Origin of the sequence: Xenorhabdus cabanillasii, assembly GCF_003386665.1 — a bacterium.
GTDB classification, from domain to species: domain Bacteria; phylum Pseudomonadota; class Gammaproteobacteria; order Enterobacterales; family Enterobacteriaceae; genus Xenorhabdus; species Xenorhabdus cabanillasii.
Genome location: NZ_QTUB01000001.1, coordinates 1,044,851 through 1,062,933, shown reverse-complemented (window position 1 = coordinate 1,062,933; position 18,083 = coordinate 1,044,851). Strand labels below are relative to the sequence as shown.

Genomic DNA, 18,083 nt, shown 5'->3' with positions numbered 1-18,083 from the left:
TGACAACACTTCAGAATTCAGGCCTTGCGGATTTCATTGTTGTAGCGCTCGTGGTGCATCAGTTCCCAGTGCTGACCGGCATCACGGCTTAACAACCGCCATGACAGGCTGATATTGATTTTCAGGTAACCGGTGCCCTTTTCTTTCAGCCGGATGTAATTCCGCTCGCCCCGCCGGAATCGCCGCACCTGATGGCAGGCTTTCTGGCAGTACAGCACCGGCACCCGCGGCGGGACATACAGCCCCAGCCCCGGGATGAGTTCCCTTAATCGTCCTGACACCGCAATTTTCTGCACCATCTTATGCTCCCTCACGAACGGCGGGGCCGGTGTCCGCTGACCCGGCGGGATACCACTCCCGCACGGCATTCCAGACAGACGTTAATGACACGTCATTACGCTCTGCCACCGCCATCATCATATCCAGTCGCTCAGCACCAGCCCCCGTCCGGCACGCACCGCAATACCGGCAATCCGCCGGCGCGCTGCGATTTCCAGACTGGATAAGCCGAAAAAATACCGCATCATTTCAATCGAACCGCCCAGCATCAGCGCCCGGTCAATGCGCTGCATCCGCTGCTGTTCAATCCGGGCCTGATGCAGGATACGGGCCAGGTTGCTGTGGTGAATATGCACCGTCAGCACCGATACCGGGCTGTTGCCTAAATAGTGCAAATCCTCAATAGTCAGGCTTTGTAACATCTGCATTTCCGTCGGGGTCATGCCCAGCGATTCACACCGGCGGATATACCCGTTCTTTAAATCCATCACCATCTGCATCAGCAGGTTATTGGTGGCTTGCGATAAATGATTCATACACTTCCTCCCACTATCAGGCCCGTCAGAACGACAGGAATATATTCGGAAAACGCGCATCATGACCCCTCAGGGCTGTCAGGTGACATCCTGCGCTGAAGCTCGCGCAGGCGGCGGATAAGGCGTATCAGACGTAAAAACTTCACCGTCTGGCTGTCATCCAGTAAGGGAAAACCGTCCGGCAAAGTGCTCCCCAGTAACAGGTCGGTCAGTGTCAGGGGGGCGGCTGTCAGTGGCATTTCACCGCTCAGGGACAACAGCAGCAGAGCAAAAGGCTGAGCAGACAGCGGTTCAGCCAGCCATCCCACCGACTGGACATCCGATGCCGGCATCACCGCATTTTCACACTGCTGGGTTTCTGCCAGTTCAAAGGCGAGGCGAAATACCATGTTTTGCAGGTGATCAATATCATCCTGCATGGGTGAGATTTCCCAGACCGAACTGACCGGCTCCAGACCGGTCCGGGCAAAAGCCAAAGTTTCGGCTTCAGGGCGAGCCGGTTCAGTCTGGTCAGCCGGTTGATAAGGCGGAATCACCGGCGTGTTCCGGCAGGACGGGACGGGGATGTTATCGACCGGCGCGTGCGTTGTCTCCGATGCTGACACCGCCTCCGTAACAGGTTGAACCCTTATTCGCGGATGCGATCCCCTGTCTGGCGACTGAATCCGATCCGTTTCAGGTATATCCGTTCTTTTCGTTTCCGCATCTTCCGGCACGGGCACACCATCAACCGCCGTGGACTGTTCGCCAAAAAGTTGCCGGCGGTTACTTTCCTTCGGATCGAGTTCCAGTATCCAGCGGTCATAATTCAGCTGCGGGTGCGGCAGTGCCTGTAATAAATCGCCAATCAGTTCATCCCGGAACATGTCCGGTGACCAGGTTTCCGGCGCGTCAAATTTGCGACAGCAGGCACCAAAAATCGCGCCAAAGGAACAGACGGGCTCTGATGTTGCACTGACAACATGTTGCAGCCAGACAGCCTCCGCATCCTGCCGCAAAGCCAGCAACGTCCGGACAGGTGAAACCCCCAGCCCCGATCCCAGCAGGTTGGGGATCCACGGATACAGGTATTCCACGGTATCTTCCATCCGGCTGATATGACTGGCACTCACCGGAAATCCCGCCTGACTCAGCAGGGTGGCCAGCTCCCGCATGGGGATTTTTCGCTGTTGCTGTTCTTCATAAATACTTCGGGCTTTATGAACCCCCAGTGCCTTTTCAATAAAGCTGAGTTCCCCGCGCAGTTCATTTTCTGCCAGATGCCCGATGACACACTGCAAACGGCCCGGCCACGGTTTAAACAGGCAGTGAATGCGGTAGAAACGCGCATCGCCGGTTTCCTGCCACAGTTCAGATAAAACCTGATAGCGGGTGTTACCGCCATCGCTGAAAATATAGACATCCTCACCCTGCGGATCCCGGGTCACTTTCGGTACCGTATCCAGCCCGCGCGCTTTGATGGAGGCTTTGATATCGTCGTAACGCGGATTCCGCCCGGTACGGGGGTTATCCGGATTGGGACGCAGTTGATCCAGCGTCAGAACCATCGGCATTTCGGCCATCGGCGGGTTGTCATTGAGAGTGGCGACGGCCTGTCGGCCTTGTTGTAACAGGGCATTGCCCAGACTGAGATTTTGCCGTGTCATCATTTAATTCCCGCCACCAGAGTGGCCTGCTGATAAGTCTGAAAAGCGCGTATATTGCCCGTCAAACCGCACCCGTACCGTGCCGGTCGGTCCCTGCCGCTGCTTGCCGATAATGATTTCGGCTATCCCCGCCTCCGGCGTATCCGGGTGATAGATTTCATCACGGTAAAGGTGCAATATCAGGTCGGCATCCTGCTCCAGCGAGCCGGAATCCCGTAAGTCACCGTTATTGGGGCGTTTATTAGAGCGGCTTTCAAGCTGCCGGTTAAGCTGGGACAGTGCCAGCACCGGGCAGTCCAGCTCTTTGCCCAGCGCTTTCAGGCTGCGGGAAATATCGGCAATCTCCTGCGTCCGGTTTTCCTGTCCGGGCGCACTCATCAGCTGGAGATAATCCACCATAATCAGGGCGGGCTGACCGTATTTGCGGGTATAGCGGCGGGCACGGGCCCGCAGTAATGCGGGTGTCTGGTAACTACAATCATCAATAATCAGTCGTTGATCCCAGCGGGAGAACTGCGCCAGACTCTGGCTGATGCGGCTCCACTGTTCATCATCCAGTATCCCGTTGCGCAGTGCGCTCAGAGACACGCCACCTTCCATGGCGGTAAACCGCAACATCAGCTGGGCCGTTGACATTTCCAGACTGAAAATCTGTACTACGGCCTCCTCCCGCTGTCGCAGGGCACCAAGGCAACAGGCCAGTCCCAGTGCGGTTTTTCCCATGGAAGGGCGGGCGGCCAGCAGGATCAGGTCCCCCGCCTGCAAGCCACAGGTTTTCTCATCGAGAAGCTGAAATCCGGTGGCCGTCCCGGTAATGCCGTTACTGCCCTGTATGCGCTCCAGATGGGTGATGAGACTTTCCGCCCCCTGCAACAGGGTCATTTCCTGCTGCTGCCGGGCCGTGCCTTTTTCCGCCAGCGTAAACAGCTGGCTTTCCGCCTGCGCAATCAGCGTATCTGACTGGCTGTTCGGCTGAAGGACATCCGCACTGAGGGAATGCCCCAGTGCCATTAACTGACGTAACCGGCTTTTTTCCGCCACAATACGGGCGTATTCCTCAATATTGGCCGCGCTCGGGGTGTTTTTACTCACTTCTGCCACATAGGCAAACCCGCCGGCCCGGTCGATGTGCCCGCGTTGGGTCAGTATATCGGTCAGGGTGATCAGGTCGAACGGGCAGTTTTGTTCACTCAGTTCCGCGATGGCCTGAAACAGGATCCGGTGGGCCGGAAAGTAAAAATCATCAGCAGCCAATAGCTGGACAACGCTATCCCAGCGCTCATTCTCCAGTATCAGCCCCCCCAATACCCCCACTTCGGCATACGCATAGCTGGGCACCTCTTCACTGATGATCTGTAAATGTTCATGCGGCAGATTCATCGGCGACCTCCCTGCTGAGCGCATTCAGGGCAGCGATTAAACGCTGTTGCAGATGAGGGGAAGAAACCCAGAACAGCACTTCTTTTTCGGTCAGATACTGCGGCTGGTCATTTTCCCAGCCACATTCCAGCAACGCCAAATCCGGAGACGCATCGGGGCGCATGGCCTGCCTGCGCAGCTCCGCTTCATTGCGGGGATAATAGTGCTCTACCCCTTCCGGGGAAACGTCGAGAATAGCCGGCAATAAGACCTGAAGTTTCGCCTGCGCGGTTTCACGATCCGGCGCATCCACAAAAACAAACCACTCATCATCACTGAACAGTAATTCAACACGCTCATAACGAAAACAGACCGCCCGCCAGATAACATTCATTGCGCGTCTCCCGTCGGTTGTTCAGTCAGTACCGCATCGAATTTTTCCGCCCATAAGGGCACTAACTCACAGGCGAGGCGGTGCATGGTTTGCGCGGCAGCCGGGCTTTTTCGGGTGGTTTTATACTCAAGACGATGAACGGGCTGGGCACGGACATGCCCCAGTTTGTAGATATCCAGCAGGTCTATCCGGGTTTCCAGCAACTGATAAACCTGCCTGCCGCCCAGTGCGGAAGCGTCATAGCGTCGGTTATCGATAATGTCGGTCAGTTCACTCAGCGTATCCCGGTCGAGATTCGTTCCTTCAATCCCGTTGACCAGTATCTGAATAGCCGGCAGCCGGATACCGTAGTTTTCAAAGGGCCGGAGCCGGGTCAGCATCCGCAGGGTGCCGCGCAGGAACTCACGGACGTCGGGTAAAATAGGCTTGATAACCCCCAGAACGCCCTGCGTGGCCGCCAGTACAACCAGCTCGCTCATCACGCCGGTCGCCCCTTTGGAATCAATGAAAATAATATCGTACTGACTGAAGAGGGGATGTTGCAGGACATTGCGCAGACGCAAACGCCCGTCGGGCGCGTGCAGCATTGCCGTCGGCAGAAGTTCATCCGGATCGTTGGAGATCAGAATATCGAGGTTTTTGATGACCGAACGGGAAATGATTTGCTCAGGCTGGCGCAGATCCACCGTCTGCATCAGCAACTCATATAAACCAGCGGGCGCTTCATAGCTCAGGGAAAAAATACTGCTGGACGTGGGTTGCGAATAATCCGCATCAATCAGGAGAACGCGTAAACCGGCATCGGCAAAAAAACCGGCCAGATTAGCGGCGTGGGTCGATTTACCTTCGCCCCCTTTGGGGGAAATTATAGGAAGAATTATCATTTTGCACACTCAATAAATTCAATTAGTTAAGTGTACAAATTGTCAAATTAGTGAATTTTACATTTTATTAACTTACGATGGGATTGAAAATCCCCGTGTCGGTGGTTCGATTCCGCCTCCGGGCACCAATTTTAAAACTCATTTGTTGAAGTGATATCAGTAACTTAACAGATGAGTCAGAAATCAGTGCTGTTAAGCGAATGTTAATGAATGTGTATTCATGCATTGCGTAAGTTAATAAACTAAAAACAGCCACTTTACGAATTTAGGTGATCACATTTTTGTGCTCGCCTTTTTTGCGTTGAAAGTAATGATTTCAGTAATTGATTCTGATGTCAAGTCAGGTGATTTCAGAATTGGCCTTTGAGTCAACTTCCTGGTTTCTTCGTTTTGTGTCCCTTCCTCCAAACCATCTTATTATCCCGTGACACAGTCAGGGCAATCCTACTGATATCTTGCCCTGTTTTTTTACCTCACATTAATGGATTACACTGCAATATCCAGATAAAACGCCAATTCATTCGCCAACGTTTTACCCGCGATGTCCATATCGATATCAATATACTCCATCGTGGTCGCCACACTGCGGTGCCCCAGTAGGCACCTGACCAGCTGTAAATTACGGTCGGGCGCTTTCATCAGCTCGGTTGCCAGCGTATGGCGAAAGCGGTGGGGAGACACAGCAAAACCACATTCTTTCGACAAGCGGTTAAAGAAAGAACGGAGATGCTGCTTTTCTCTGTCATGATGATACTGATGACTGACATTGCGTCCGTGATGACGAAAACGCAGGCGGGTTAAATCAAACAGCTGATCATTCTCTTTCGCACCACACACTTTTGCCTGTTCAACCAGCTGCGTCAGCCGGGGTTTCAGTTGCGGGATCATCGGCACCCGCCACTCACTGTGGTTTTTACTGCCTTCCACACGCAATTCAATGTAGCCGCTGTCCAGATTAATATCTCGTAACCGCAGATGCAGCAACTGGTTCAGGCGCATCCCCGTCAACCGGAAGGTATCCAGTACCGCCAGCCAGTACCCCGTCGGGTATAGAGCGCAGCGTCCTCCCCGGGGAGTGACCTGTAGACGCTCTTCCTCTTCATATTGCTGCATCCGCAGGTAAATCCCGGTTATTTGCGCCTTACTCAGGGTCTTCTTCTTTTTCTTCTCTTTTTTGACCGCGGCGTCATTAAACGGATTTTTGGGGTGTGACAACAGTTTTCTTTCCATGCCGAAATTAAAAATGGCCCGCAGGTGCGCCACCTTATTGTTCCACGTATAGCCGGACTGATTGTTCTCTATCAGCAAATGACGTCGCCAGCGCAGAACATCCCGGTGGGTCACACTCTCCGGCGACCTCGTTTCCCCCATATACCGGATAAAGACCCGCACCACCTTGCGATAACTCCATTCGGTTGCCGGCCGTAACATCCGCGAGAAAAAATACTCGTCCAGCAACACATCCCAGCTCATTTTTTCCTCATTATTTAACATTATGATTTCCTTAGTGTGTAAAGTTGTGTCCCGGTACAGAAACGCCCCATTGATAAACTGCAAAATTGATTAATACATTGAATTATTTTGTTTTTCATATAATGACCTTTTGCACATTGCGGAAACAAGGCTTTCCGGCGCTGATACGGTGCATTTGGGTAATTTCAAATCGTTATTGTTATGCTTTGCATTATTTCTTATCAGAATTTTCTGTTTGTATCTGAAACAATGACAGTAATGTCCGGGTATCCTCAGCGACGTCGGGTACAAACGCGGTTCCCGGTGTGGCAGCCGGAATAACTGGCTCGGACTCCGTTGGTGACTGAACGGCAGCAGCCCTCGTTTCAGCAGAATCAACAGGGTTCAGCAATGGCGATTGCACCTGCTCAGCGGCTGACTGAAGCAGGGAGTCTGTCAACGGGACAGAGGACGGGTGTCCGCCAAGATGCAACATCAGGCACTGCCATGCACCGGGCACTAAAGACAGCCAGGTAACTGCTTCCTCCGGTAACAAACGGGCAGCCAGCAATGTTTTATAGGAAATCGGGGACTCACATCGCGAGGTCTGAAACCGGAAACGGAAACGGCGTTCAGGTATCCACAATCCCGGTTGCCAGTGATGCCCGTCTTCCAGCTCTCCTTCCAGTTGTTGCAACAGGGGCAAGTGATAAAAAAGTGCCGACCAAAACACCACTGCCTGCCACAGCAGACTCTGCGTTGCCTGTGTTTCCGGCGCCACTCCCGGCGGCAGCATATGTCCTTTCGCCAGCCGCACGGCACAGGCGGTGAATTGCAGAGTCAGGTCAATAAACCCGCTACGATAAGACCAGACACCCTCTTGTACAGCGGGGACATGCTGCACGCGGGCGCATAATTGCCGGAGCAGCGCCAGATAAAATTGCTGGTACAGCCCAGCAGGCAGCGCACTGTTTTCCCACAGTTGCCGGAGATACTGGTCACGCTCGGAGGTTGCCAGCAGCGTTTCTGCTGACTGCGGACGAAAATAGCCGCCCTTATCACGTACTATTTCAGGTACATGTTCAGGTATTGCTTGTGACAGGAAGGGAGTACGGGTAAAACGGGATTTAAAACGCTGAAACATCATGCTTCCTCTTTCGGTTCAAAGGTGGCTCAGTGTCGGTGAATCCCGGTCGGAAACAAGTCACAACTCTTTTTACGGAAATGAAAATTAAGCGGATTCGATTCATCCCCTGATCCACTTAACCCATCTGCTTAATTTTCATCATCACCATCGGGTTTAACGTCATTTAAAAATAAAAAACGCCCCGAAAGGCGTGATGGTTGAAAAAAGACGTTCAGGCGGCGATAAGCTCCGCTTCCCGCAAGCGCTGAGACCAGTTACCCAGATAATGGGCGGGGGTATAACGGTGACGCGAACTGTCCGGCTCTCTCAGGACATCCCCGATAGTGACTCTGGCCGGAATGCCGGTCAGCGAGAGCTGGATGTAGGCCATCACAGCTGCCAACGGGTCAATATCAATGACGTGAACCCACAGGCTGCACAACGGATCATGCCCCTGCGCTCTCAGCTCTTCAGCCACCGCCAGTGTCATACAGCCCGCACCGCAGCACGGTTCCTGTAATGTGACAAACGGTTTTTCCTGCAATAAGGCAGAAATATCCGCCATCTCCAGTTTTGCCATCATTCTGGCCACACTCCAGGGCGTGAAGAATTGCTGAAGATCTTTATCACCCAATTCCAGCTGCATAAACACACTGCCGAGAAAATCATTGGGTTCCTGCGCCAGTCCGAGTACCACATGGGAAAATAGCTGTACGATCCGGTTCATATCGGCCCGCTCGTACCTGTTAATGGTTTTCAGGTAATACTGCTCCAGCTCTTCACTGAAACAATACTGATTGTGGATCGCCGCCATGGCGCAGTTGCAAAAATCCCGGAAAACCTGATACCGGGTCTGATAACGGGCCGTTTGCTTAAACAGTGAAATAAAGGCTTTCTGATGATCCGTACGGGATGCCATTACGTGTTTTCCTTGCAGAACAAAAAGTGAAAAAAGGAAAACACGCCCCGAAAAGGGAAACGGTTCCCCTTTCGGTTGACGTGGTCAATGCGTATAAAGTGAATCAGTAAAATAACCGGTTACTGCCCGACGGCAATCGCCGGCAAGGCCGGAGCCGTTTCCGCCTGCTCATTGGTGACCAGATACAGTGCCGGTCGGTGTTGGCCTGATTGCCCGTAGCCGCTGTCCACATGCTCGCCCTGGTCATAACAGTCGTAGCCTTTGAGACTGCCTGACGCGTCGCTGTACCAGTGACGGATTTCACAGTCAAACATCGCGGACAGTTCCCCCATCAGCTCCGCTGAAGGCGGTGCCCAGGGCGAATCAAACCGCACGGTTAAGCTGCTGACATTGCGGCGTTCCCAGCGGACATGGTGACCAAATGGCCATTCCAGCCCGTATTGCGCTTCGTAAAACTGCGCCGTGGTGGGAATGCCTTTCAGTAAGCCACTGTTGCCGTTGATTTCAGTCGCCAGATTCGTTGACATCATCATCAGCATATCGCAGGGCTGTGCCGCCTGCGGGTACGCATTCAGCTTATCCCAGCAGGCCCCGATATCGGGTGTGTCAGACCAGCCCACCATGCCGAACCAGTCGGTATACTGGCGGGTCAGCAGACGGGCGATAATATCACGCGCCGCTTCCGGCACCTTGTCCCAGGACATCAGGCTGAGACCGGACTGCCGGTACAGGTTATCGATGCGTTTTATATTGTCATTATTCAACAGCACATTATTCTGCAACAGCAGCAGCCACTGCTCAAACGCCAGATGCTGTGCGGTCGGGGCAGCCGTGCCGCGTACTAACACCGGATACGGGGTGTAGGTTTGTGGTTTGGTCGGTTTCAGTATTCCCGCACAACCCGCCAGAAATAACCGCAGGCTTTGTAACACCGCCTGACGGTAACGGGGGACTTCTTCCCCGCAGACCCCCCACTGTTGCATCACATCGAGACAGACGGATTTGCCGGTGATTTCCAGTTGATTGGTGCACCATTCTGCCATGGTTAAGTTCCTCACTTGAATGATAAGAATAAACAGGAGGAACGGCCCACCCAGGGCACAGTTCCCCCGATGGGTAGATTGAACAAAAAGGATTACTGTCCGGTCTGCCTGAATAGCCTGTCAGCCAAACCACTGTCAAAAATAACCGTCAGCTCATCGTGGATATCCAGATAAGGCGTACTGCGCAGGACAACCTGCGTGTTCAGCCGGATTAAGTCGTATTTATCCACCAATTCGTTAATGGCTTCTGAAGGCCGGACACCGCGGGCTATCAGTGCTGCCACCGTATCGGTTTCACACAGGGCCGTATCGGTCAGATTCAGGCCAAAATGCCGTTTCAGCAACACCGCAGCAATCACCTGCCAAACCGTTAAACGTATTGTGGTCATCACGCGGCCGCCGGAATACTGACCGATGCACCGTGCCGGAGAATATCCCGCACTTCATTGCACTGCTGACAACGGGATGAAACCCGATGCAGTGACAATAGATGTGCCTGATGCCATAACGCACGTGCCGCCGGCGCATTCTGCCAACTCTGTTCAAGCATTGCGGCCTGACATAACCGCTGCTGCTGTCGTTCCAGCGACAGACGCTCCGACGTCAATGTGACCGGCTGCGCCCAGACAATTTCGTCACCAAACCGACCACCGAGCACGTTTCTGTCCTGCGCGTCAACAACCATGACGGTCAGCGGAAAAAAAAGCCCGCTCACACTGACCGGATAACGTCTCCAGTGCCGGCCAATCCCCCAGCAAATGAATGACCTTCAGACGTTGTACTACCTCTGTAATGGTAGAGGCTTCCCCTGTTGTCAGGGTGTCCGTCAGCAATAACTGTGACGCTGTCGGATGTTGTCTCAGGCCGGTTACCTGGGCGGTAAACAATGCTTCATGTAATACGGTGCCGGTAAAAAAATAGGGTTCATGATGGTGTTCCTTGATTTCACGTTAAATAAAGAAAACACCCGCCCGGAACCGGGAAGGTGTTTTGGCTTCCCTGGTCAGGCGCTTAAGAAAAGCGTTAACAGCCTCATGTGCTGATAACGTCAGTGATGATTATTGTTGTTATGGAGAAATGACGGACTGACAATCGCTTCTTCAGGCTTCAGTGTCATGACCGTTCTTATCAGGTAGTTTTCCGGGTGCTGCTGCGCGTACTCCTGCAATGCACAGAACCGATACGCTTCCTCATTCGGTTCATCCAGCACCGCAACACGGGCCAATACGATTTAGGTAACCGCCAGTCCGAAGGCATCAGCGGAAAGCGTCACCGTTAATTGTGTGTCCGGCAGGTAAACAGAATAGGTTTCCGCCCGTGTCGGCACCAGGTAAGTCAGCGATTCAGAGATCTGTCGGCTTACCCACTGTTCCGGCTGATAATCACCGCATAACGTTGACGCAGTATTCGCCAACAGGAACCCCAGAAACAACCGTTCCAACGGAGTCTTGTCAGGAAACACAGCCGACAGCGCAAGACTGTCCAGCATAATGTGTTCATTATTTGGCACCACAGCCTCCCTTTAAGCCCAAAGCCGCCCGAATGCACTGAGCCTGGGGGTGCTGCAACGCCGCATATTCCCGCAGGTCACAAAACTGCTCAGCATACTCGCCTTGCTTCATGAGTGCGGCCAGATAACCGAATACGGTCAGGGTCACCATCAACCCGAACGTATCAGCGGAGACTTCGCCGTTAAAGCCCGTCGTCTTGACGTTGACAACATAGGCATCCGACCGTGTTGGTACGACATAAGCAACGGTATCTGACACCTTTCGGCACTGCCACCGATCACGCCGGTAGTTTTCACATAGCACAGCGGCAGCTTTAACGAACGTGTGCTCCAACAGCATCCGCTCCAGTGAACTGGTTTGCGGAAAAAGGTCAGCAAAAGAGGAATGTTCAGACACGAGCGCAGTGTGCACCGTGGTCGGGGGTATATTTTGTTGCATGGTATTCTCCTGAATAAAAAACGGAGAACACCGACCCAATGGGAAACGTGTTCCCCGTTGGGTGACTGGCCGGTTGGCCATGATGGAAAAGAGTAGATAAAACAACCTTCATCGTCATCAGACTGACGATATCTGCTTCCAAAGGTGCGCAGATGTACCACACGGGTGTGTACTCCCTTGCAGGCTACAGGAGTGTTGCTGTCGCTGCCCGAAGGTGATCCTCACAAGCGACCGGATCGTTGATAAGTCTGACTACGCTAATCAACGGACATCATCAGGTCAATGGGTAATTCATTTTTGGGGATAGAAAATAAGGTTGGAGACAGGATGGGATTAGGATGATTTGCTTTGATGATAATACGCAGCAGTCAGTTGTGCGCGAGAAGTGGACATAACTGCCCCAAGATAAATGCTTCCGGTTAAAGTGAATACTCAATAAGATGCATGGTTACATTGGTTACGTGGAGCAGGTCACTTACCTTGTCTTCGATTAAAGCTGTACGTTTAGATATTGCCTGAGAAACAAAGCCGATTTCTGTAAGTTCATTATTTTTTCAGGCGTTGGCGCTTAACTTTCGGGGAGATCATACACGTAATGTTTTCAGAGTGATTTTAACCTGCTTAAGGTATTTTTCCTCAGGACAACCATTCGACTATTTATGATACAGGTACGCATCATGTCAGTTTTAGCAAAACGGGAAGAAAACGGAGCAAAAGGTGAATCTTTAACGCAGTCTATTCTATTGTCGAGATTTTGGGTTATGAAGCGATCTGCAGATGTTGACGGTGCTGATTTTCTTGTGCAGCGTCGTTCAGACAGCCTGGAGGCACTTCGGCAACGCGCCCATGGCATCGATATTTTCGGCATTATCCAGTCGAAGTATTTTGAAAATTCAAATCGCGTTGATGTTCAGAAGTCTTATGTTCTTGATGATGGAATCCCTCGTAAAGATTTTTTCTGCATGTTGCATTCTCATGACGAGGAAGAGGAGCCGCTTCATTATTTCTTCTCAGCCGAAGATATTGTCAAAGAGTTCAATTTATCACCCTGTGAGAAGTTTTACTGGTTTGCTTTGACATCAAGTCGACAATACAACGCTTACAAAAATAAAAAACAAAAATTTATTCTTGATAAAATTGAGCTGGGTATGTTTCAGACGGAGGGGAACGCTAATAAAAAATTTATCAAAAATAAGCTTACTGCCTATGCGAGACCTACAATGCATTTTCAGGATAAGCCCAATTTTGAATACACAATGAAAATATTTGATGATGTGCGTGTTGTAATTATACAAGATATGGCAGGAGGATCTCGACGTTTGCTTGAACCAAGACGGGACCTTTTTGAAAATCAGGGTGACTACTATTGGGGGATGATGACACCGGCTGCCATTTCCTTGCAGTATCGATGCTGGCGCATCATTTGAACGGTGAATCCCCCGGAGATGCAGCTGTTAGACAATTACGAGAGCATTTACAAAAGCTGGATGAGGAATCGTCATATGTGATCAGGAGTGAAACGCTTCAGGAATTCATCAATAGCCCTGTGGATGTATCAAATAGATTACAGGATCTCGAAGGTGAGCTTCCTATCAATCGTGAGGGGCTGGATATTGCATTTTTCGAAGTTGTCTCTCTTTTGGGGACTGAGTTGAAAATAAAATGTCGCGACGGCATTGAGTCAGTTCTGGATATTAAGGGATGTGATTACATGAAGGCTGTCGTTGATACAGCAAATATCTTTACAAGAGGTATTGAAAGCTCAGGTGAATCAACTAAAAGAATGATGGCGATCATGTTGCATGTTGAGCGAGATCCTGGGACAAAAAAAGTATTCAAAATTTACTATGTGTATATGATTCGTATAGTAGACTGAGGTGTTGACCTGCGTACCATGAGGTAACACAAACTGTTGTTAGTAACATCAGCTCTTGGCACGGAGAAGTCGGTCAGGGGGCAGGCATTGGTCTTATAGGATACCTAAACCGTTCGCCGGAAATCCTCTAAAAGCGAATGGTTCTGTTAAGCGGGATGCTTACAAGGCAAGATTAGCGTGTATTCTTGGGCTAGATTGCTTAAATCATTTTGTGAAGATATTATTCAAACAAAAGATAATTAAATTAGGTTGTTATGTCATACATTCGCGTAGAAAAAGATGGCCTTCAGTATGAAGCAGAGTATTTCTGTGAAGAGGGTATGGTTACAGTCTTTGGGATTAGAGGAGGGCAGTCCAACGTGGTTCTTAATGGGATGACAGAAGTCGCTGCTGCTCGTACTGCGTTGCGAAATCTTATTAGGGAAAATCAGGTTGACCCTCTAACTGATTAAAAATAGGTCATCTTAACTTACGACCTATTTTGATATAGCCCCACAGCGTTAACCGACAGTGCAGGTAAGCTCCGTCGGACCGCAGGCGTTCCGGGCCTTGTGGCTAGGGTTAAATGACAACAGGGAGTATCCAGTCGGAATCTGGCTTAGTCACGCAGATCTTCAACCTCAAGCGAGAGCGAAAAAAGAGATAATTTAGCGCCCGCAGGGCTGTCGGTAGATCTGTTAACGGTCCGCTATGGGCGAGAGGCGAACCTCACCCATTTACGGATAATGAGTTTCTCGAAAGTGCCGTAAGGATTGCGGCTTCCATTTTTTTGGGGGTAGTATTAGGTGCAAAGCGCTTGAGCGGTTCACCGTCACGTCCGATCAGGAACTTAGTAAAATTCCACTTGATCCGCTTACCCAGCAGACCAGGCAGCTCGTTTTTTAGGTAACGAAATATCGAATGTTCTGAGGCTCCATTAACTTCTACTTTCTCAAACATCGGAAAGCTCACACCGTAGTTAATGTAGCAGGTCTGCGCGATTTCCTCAGCGCCGCCAGGTTCCTGTTTTCCAAACTGATTGCAGGGAAAACCAAGCACTACAAAGCCCTGAGCAGCGTATTTCTTGTAGAGCGCTTCAAGGCCGCCGTATTGTGGTGTAAAGCCACAATGACTCGCTGTATTAACGACTAGAACCACCTTACCAGCGTAGTCAGCCATAGAGATGAGCTGACCGCCAAGACTTGTAGCTGTCAATTGATAAAAGGTGGTCATATTTTAATCCTCAAAACAGAACCAGTCGGCATCGACATTACCACATAGCTGTCGAGTTATAGGGCGTGGAAAGTCAACCCTGTTTCTGATTGCGTGACAGGTCTGAAATCGTATGCGACTTACCTTTGCAAATTCTAAAGAAAAAAGCAACAAACAGGCGAGCTTTAAGCAACCTCCCGCTGATTAAAATATTATGACATCAGCACTACGTGTGTTTTAGTACGAAACTAATCATTTTGTCATCGGTAGTCTGATTTGAGCGAGAAGCGGAAGTTCGGAATGCATACTTATATCAAGTGTCTTGAGCAATGGGGAGCAGTCAGGCTTTGTGATCACAGGCTTCATTATCATCTTTTTCTTCCGAAGGAACCGATTCGACCTGCTTGATACGGCCTGACAACAGAATTTCTAGCACTCCCGAGCTACAGATAAAGACGCTGCTGTTTCCAATATTCAATACCACCTAAAATGCTGTCCGCCCTAATCCACGCTCTGGCGATCAGAATCTGCAAATGTGGTGCATTCAGAGCGCTAGCGATCTGCGAGCTTTCGTTTAACAGTTGCACGATATACGTTACAGCATACTCTCCCGAATCCAAATATCCATCGCTCTTCTGCCTTTCCTTAAATACGCTTTGGCTGCCCTTAGGCCAGCGACGCCGCAGCGCGGAAAGCAGGATATTGACGTAATTAATATTGGCCAGCACCAAGTCTGCGATGCGATCTTCTTCACGGGCAGTGCTACGTTCAATAAGATAAAAACCAGGGATTGCTGGGCCGTGCGGGGTATAAAAATTCGGAGGACTGCTCTCACTGTATAGTAAATTCCAGACCTCTCCGAAGGGAAAAACCTGTTCATCGTAAAACAGGGTGCCCACGCGAATGGACTGCATTTGTATCCTCCCATGCAGATACAGAGGCAACTTCTTATTCTCAAGTTTCATGAAATACTGACGGAAAACGCTGCATATCTTTTCGCCCAAACGCCGAAAAGGTTTACTTTGCCAGAGTTGCCATTGCTGCCTCCGTTCAGCGATATCGAGCAGACAGGCAAACGCGTCAATTTGCTCATCAAGTGAGAGGCTGTGGGGGCTCCTTAACCACTGCGTAAGATAAAATAAGAGTGCTTTTGCAGGTTTACCTTTAGCGCGAATAAGGCCTGTACGGTTCACTTTTCTGACTTTTTCGTGCGGGGGTTTTAGATAGTTTTGTATCAATAGCGCCCCGGCAATAAACCCACGGGAGTAATAAATCTCAGCTTCAAAAGGCGCTAACAAATTATCGTTCTCCAGCCGGCGTTTCAAATAACGGAGCTGCTCCTCGGCTAGTTGGCCAAGACCCATAGAACTGGCTAAGCGTGTACCGGTAAGGTACTTTTCTTTCTCCGTCGGGGTGTAATATTCTGCCAGAGCAGTTCGCCACCAATCTTTACCCTCTCCAGTATCGGCCAACGTCCTACTGGAAATTCCAAGTAGGGCGGTCAGCAGTTCTAGTGTTGGCCCGTACTGAATCTTCATACCGCCAAAGGCACCTTGCCAATAGACTTTCGGCTCGCGATTTTCCTGATCGCTGAGTAGCCAGAACTCTTCCTCTACTTTAAGACGGTGATCAATCCATACCAACCGGGTCGAACGATCTCCATTCCAGCGCTCACGGATCCAGTGATTAATGTCGAAATGATCGGTGCCACTGTAGCCTGCGACCACCATTAAATCGGCCTGATTTGTAACCTGTTCGAGCTGTATTTTGAATGCTTCTGGCAGCCCGTGCTCCAAGTCTGCAAGTGTTGCGCCAAGCCCAGAGCAGCCGTGTTCTATGGTACCGTGCACTTTGATGATACCCCAGTCTTCGCCGTATTCCCGGTGCATAATGTCAAAGGTTTTGGTATCAGGGTCAATAACGTGCACAGGGATCTGATGACGACCAGCCTGTTCGATACAATCATCAAAATTGGTGGTAATACACCAGCCACGTTGCTGAATCAGGTAATCGGCAATCAGGTGGTGATTCGCATTCGGAGGACGCTGGGAAAAGATACGCAGCAGTTCCCGTGCGGCACCGCTACGCTCGACGCCTTCAATGGTTGAAGGTTCAAACGCTTTATCAAGCACATGTTCCAAGCGCGGCAGGCTTCGCCCCATCCACTGCTCACATTGGCTAAACACAGTTTTTATTTCGGAGGCAGCGCTGTTGTCAAGTAAATGGTCGAGCAGCGCTTCAGTTAGATCGCATCCCCCAGGTAGCTGCGTGGGGGACTCTATCGAAATCCCCGCGCCAACCATCAACACAACCTTGCCTGGGCAGGGTCGCTCGGGCGTGAACCCCTTCCAATCAAACCACCAGTCATCCATTTCCATAGTTTTTCCTCTGGGCTGCGTAGATGTGCTATTAATGCCTTAATTTTTCTGGTAATTCAAATCGTCAAAAAGAGTGCAAATGCGTAACATGAGATTAAATTGTGTGGTGTTTACATTAGATACCTAAGTTTCAAAACGTTCTGCTGCATACACCCATCTTCGCTTTGCGCTCTATTATCCCCATATAGTGAATAAGCTAGACCTTCAGATGCTAATGTCAGTCCTCCCAAATGAACCATACGCTTTTAGATTTCAGGCCTAACGTGGTGTAACGTCAGTGATGTCTGTTATTGGCAAATAGTGGGCGCACTATCCCACTCAACTGGAGAGACTGACTGTATTGTTCAGGCAGGCTCGATGATGTAACGGGAAGCGTTAAAAAGGCCACTTACGCAGCCTCAGATTCGGGAATGGCTTCTTTATACACAAAATGCAACTCGCCGGGTTGAGTGTGGTTGCGTTCGCGGACGCATACTATTTAGAAATGTTGAATATGTCTATCAATACACCATCGAGTTCACCCTGCATATCACCTATAAAGCAGATGGACGAATTTGCAGGCGCATTTTTCAGCGTGGATTTAACCTTATTTTTTAAAGGGGTTTCACCGATAACGATTTGCTGTATTGTTAGTTTTTCATTAATGGTTTGCACATTGCAAAGAGCTTCAAATGCAGCTTTGCCTGTAACGGTAAAGTGGGGCTCCCCATCTACAATATTTCCGCCTGATAAGCATACATATAGCTTTTTACGATCATAATCTACTTCAAGCACCATTAACTGGATGTTAGTTCCTGCGGGAGCATTTATTTGCTCAAGAAGTTCAGCTTTGGTTTCTTCAGAAGGCTGCGCACTAGGCATTAGCTTAGATTTAATTATTGGCATGGTCAATCCGTATCTAATTTGGCTGTGTCATTGTTGATTAAACGTAAGATTAATTTTTAGCTGAGTTATGCGTTCACCAGTCTACTAGGCTAGTGGCTGAACAGCCAGCAGAACTAGACAGAATAATCTGAATGCTTAAGTCACTCCTAGGTAAGACCGATAAAAT

At 50.3% G+C, this 18,083-nt stretch carries 20 protein-coding genes and 1 pseudogene; 2 read left to right on the top strand and 19 right to left on the bottom strand.

From position 1 onward, the window contains the following. Positions 1-17: 17 nt before the first annotated feature. The 16 genes and pseudogenes from BDD26_RS05265 to BDD26_RS05200 form a co-directional block, all read right to left on the bottom strand. The gene (locus BDD26_RS05265) at positions 18-299 is read right to left on the bottom strand and encodes a ParE family toxin-like protein (RefSeq protein ID WP_230585819.1); all 282 of its coding nucleotides are present in this window, start codon (positions 297-299) and stop codon (positions 18-20) included. Between the two features lies 1 nt (position 300). Next, positions 301-815, bottom strand: a pseudogene (locus tag BDD26_RS05260) (DUF2857 domain-containing protein). Between the two features lie 59 nt (positions 816-874). Further along, entirely contained in the window at positions 875-2,461 is a 1,587-nt protein-coding gene (locus BDD26_RS05255; RefSeq protein ID WP_115827497.1) for a ParB family protein, read from the bottom strand. 3 nt (positions 2,462-2,464) lie between these two features. Next, complete coding sequence (gene dnaB-PI, locus BDD26_RS05250) at positions 2,465-3,841, bottom strand: SPI-7-type island replicative DNA helicase (protein WP_115825740.1); 1,377 nt, start codon at positions 3,839-3,841, stop codon at positions 2,465-2,467. Then, on the bottom strand, positions 3,825-4,214 hold the full coding sequence (locus BDD26_RS05245; RefSeq protein WP_115825739.1) for a hypothetical protein: 390 nt from the start codon (positions 4,212-4,214) through the stop codon (positions 3,825-3,827). The genes dnaB-PI and BDD26_RS05245 overlap by 17 nt, the downstream gene beginning before the upstream one ends. After that, positions 4,211-5,098, bottom strand: a complete 888-nt coding sequence (locus BDD26_RS05240) for a ParA family protein (protein ID WP_115825738.1) — start codon at positions 5,096-5,098, stop codon at positions 4,211-4,213. Before BDD26_RS05240 ends, BDD26_RS05245 begins: the two co-directional genes overlap by 4 nt. Before the next feature lie 486 nt (positions 5,099-5,584). Beyond that, positions 5,585-6,592, bottom strand: coding sequence for a tyrosine-type recombinase/integrase (locus BDD26_RS05235; protein ID WP_115825737.1), 1,008 nt, complete (start codon positions 6,590-6,592; stop codon positions 5,585-5,587). 190 nt (positions 6,593-6,782) lie between these two features. After that, positions 6,783-7,694, bottom strand: a complete 912-nt coding sequence (locus BDD26_RS05230) for a TraI domain-containing protein (protein ID WP_115825736.1) — start codon at positions 7,692-7,694, stop codon at positions 6,783-6,785. A 214-nt stretch (positions 7,695-7,908) separates the two neighbouring features. After that, on the bottom strand, positions 7,909-8,595 hold the full coding sequence (locus BDD26_RS05225) for an N-6 DNA methylase (RefSeq protein ID WP_115825735.1): 687 nt from the start codon (positions 8,593-8,595) through the stop codon (positions 7,909-7,911). Positions 8,596-8,714: 119 nt separating this feature from the next. Beyond that, positions 8,715-9,638 carry a DUF1281 domain-containing protein gene (locus tag BDD26_RS05220; RefSeq protein WP_115825734.1) on the bottom strand — a complete coding sequence of 308 codons (924 nt, stop codon included), beginning with the start codon at positions 9,636-9,638 and terminating at the stop codon, positions 8,715-8,717. 92 nt (positions 9,639-9,730) lie between these two features. Then, positions 9,731-10,027, bottom strand: a complete 297-nt coding sequence (locus tag BDD26_RS05215) for a TA system toxin CbtA family protein (RefSeq protein ID WP_115825733.1) — start codon at positions 10,025-10,027, stop codon at positions 9,731-9,733. Beyond that, positions 10,027-10,323 (bottom strand): hypothetical protein, encoded by a 297-nt coding sequence (locus BDD26_RS20010; protein WP_244922663.1) that lies wholly within the window; start codon positions 10,321-10,323, stop codon positions 10,027-10,029. Before BDD26_RS20010 ends, BDD26_RS05215 begins: the two co-directional genes overlap by 1 nt. Next, positions 10,313-10,525, bottom strand: a complete 213-nt coding sequence (locus BDD26_RS20005; protein WP_244922662.1) for a hypothetical protein — start codon at positions 10,523-10,525, stop codon at positions 10,313-10,315. The genes BDD26_RS20010 and BDD26_RS20005 overlap by 11 nt, the downstream gene beginning before the upstream one ends. Before the next feature lie 161 nt (positions 10,526-10,686). Continuing rightward, complete coding sequence (locus BDD26_RS20000) at positions 10,687-10,863, bottom strand: antirestriction protein (RefSeq protein WP_244922661.1); 177 nt, start codon at positions 10,861-10,863, stop codon at positions 10,687-10,689. A gap of 6 nt (positions 10,864-10,869) precedes the next feature. Then, the gene (locus tag BDD26_RS19995) at positions 10,870-11,148 is read right to left on the bottom strand and encodes an antirestriction protein (RefSeq protein WP_244922660.1); all 279 of its coding nucleotides are present in this window, start codon (positions 11,146-11,148) and stop codon (positions 10,870-10,872) included. After that, positions 11,138-11,587 (bottom strand): antirestriction protein, encoded by a 450-nt coding sequence (locus BDD26_RS05200; protein ID WP_115825732.1) that lies wholly within the window; start codon positions 11,585-11,587, stop codon positions 11,138-11,140. The genes BDD26_RS19995 and BDD26_RS05200 overlap by 11 nt, the downstream gene beginning before the upstream one ends. A gap of 677 nt (positions 11,588-12,264) precedes the next feature. On the opposite strand from BDD26_RS05200, the gene BDD26_RS05195 reads away from it, so the two are divergent. Both BDD26_RS05195 and BDD26_RS05190 read left to right on the top strand, forming a co-directional pair. Beyond that, positions 12,265-13,014 carry a hypothetical protein gene (locus BDD26_RS05195; protein ID WP_115825731.1) on the top strand — a complete coding sequence of 250 codons (750 nt, stop codon included), beginning with the start codon at positions 12,265-12,267 and terminating at the stop codon, positions 13,012-13,014. Then, positions 12,996-13,463, top strand: a complete 468-nt coding sequence (locus BDD26_RS05190; protein ID WP_170140374.1) for a hypothetical protein — start codon at positions 12,996-12,998, stop codon at positions 13,461-13,463. Before BDD26_RS05195 ends, BDD26_RS05190 begins: the two co-directional genes overlap by 19 nt. Before the next feature lie 708 nt (positions 13,464-14,171). On the opposite strand, the gene BDD26_RS05180 is transcribed toward BDD26_RS05190, so the two are convergent. The 3 genes from BDD26_RS05180 to BDD26_RS05170 all read right to left on the bottom strand — a co-directional run bounded on the left by BDD26_RS05180 (position 14,172) and on the right by BDD26_RS05170 (position 17,917). Then, positions 14,172-14,675 carry a glutathione peroxidase gene (locus tag BDD26_RS05180; RefSeq protein ID WP_115825728.1) on the bottom strand — a complete coding sequence of 168 codons (504 nt, stop codon included), beginning with the start codon at positions 14,673-14,675 and terminating at the stop codon, positions 14,172-14,174. Positions 14,676-15,097: 422 nt separating this feature from the next. After that, the gene (locus tag BDD26_RS05175; protein WP_115825727.1) at positions 15,098-17,032 is read right to left on the bottom strand and encodes an SIR2 family protein; all 1,935 of its coding nucleotides are present in this window, start codon (positions 17,030-17,032) and stop codon (positions 15,098-15,100) included. 474 nt (positions 17,033-17,506) lie between these two features. Next, the gene (locus BDD26_RS05170; RefSeq protein ID WP_115825726.1) at positions 17,507-17,917 is read right to left on the bottom strand and encodes a hypothetical protein; all 411 of its coding nucleotides are present in this window, start codon (positions 17,915-17,917) and stop codon (positions 17,507-17,509) included. Positions 17,918-18,083: the final 166 nt, after the last annotated feature.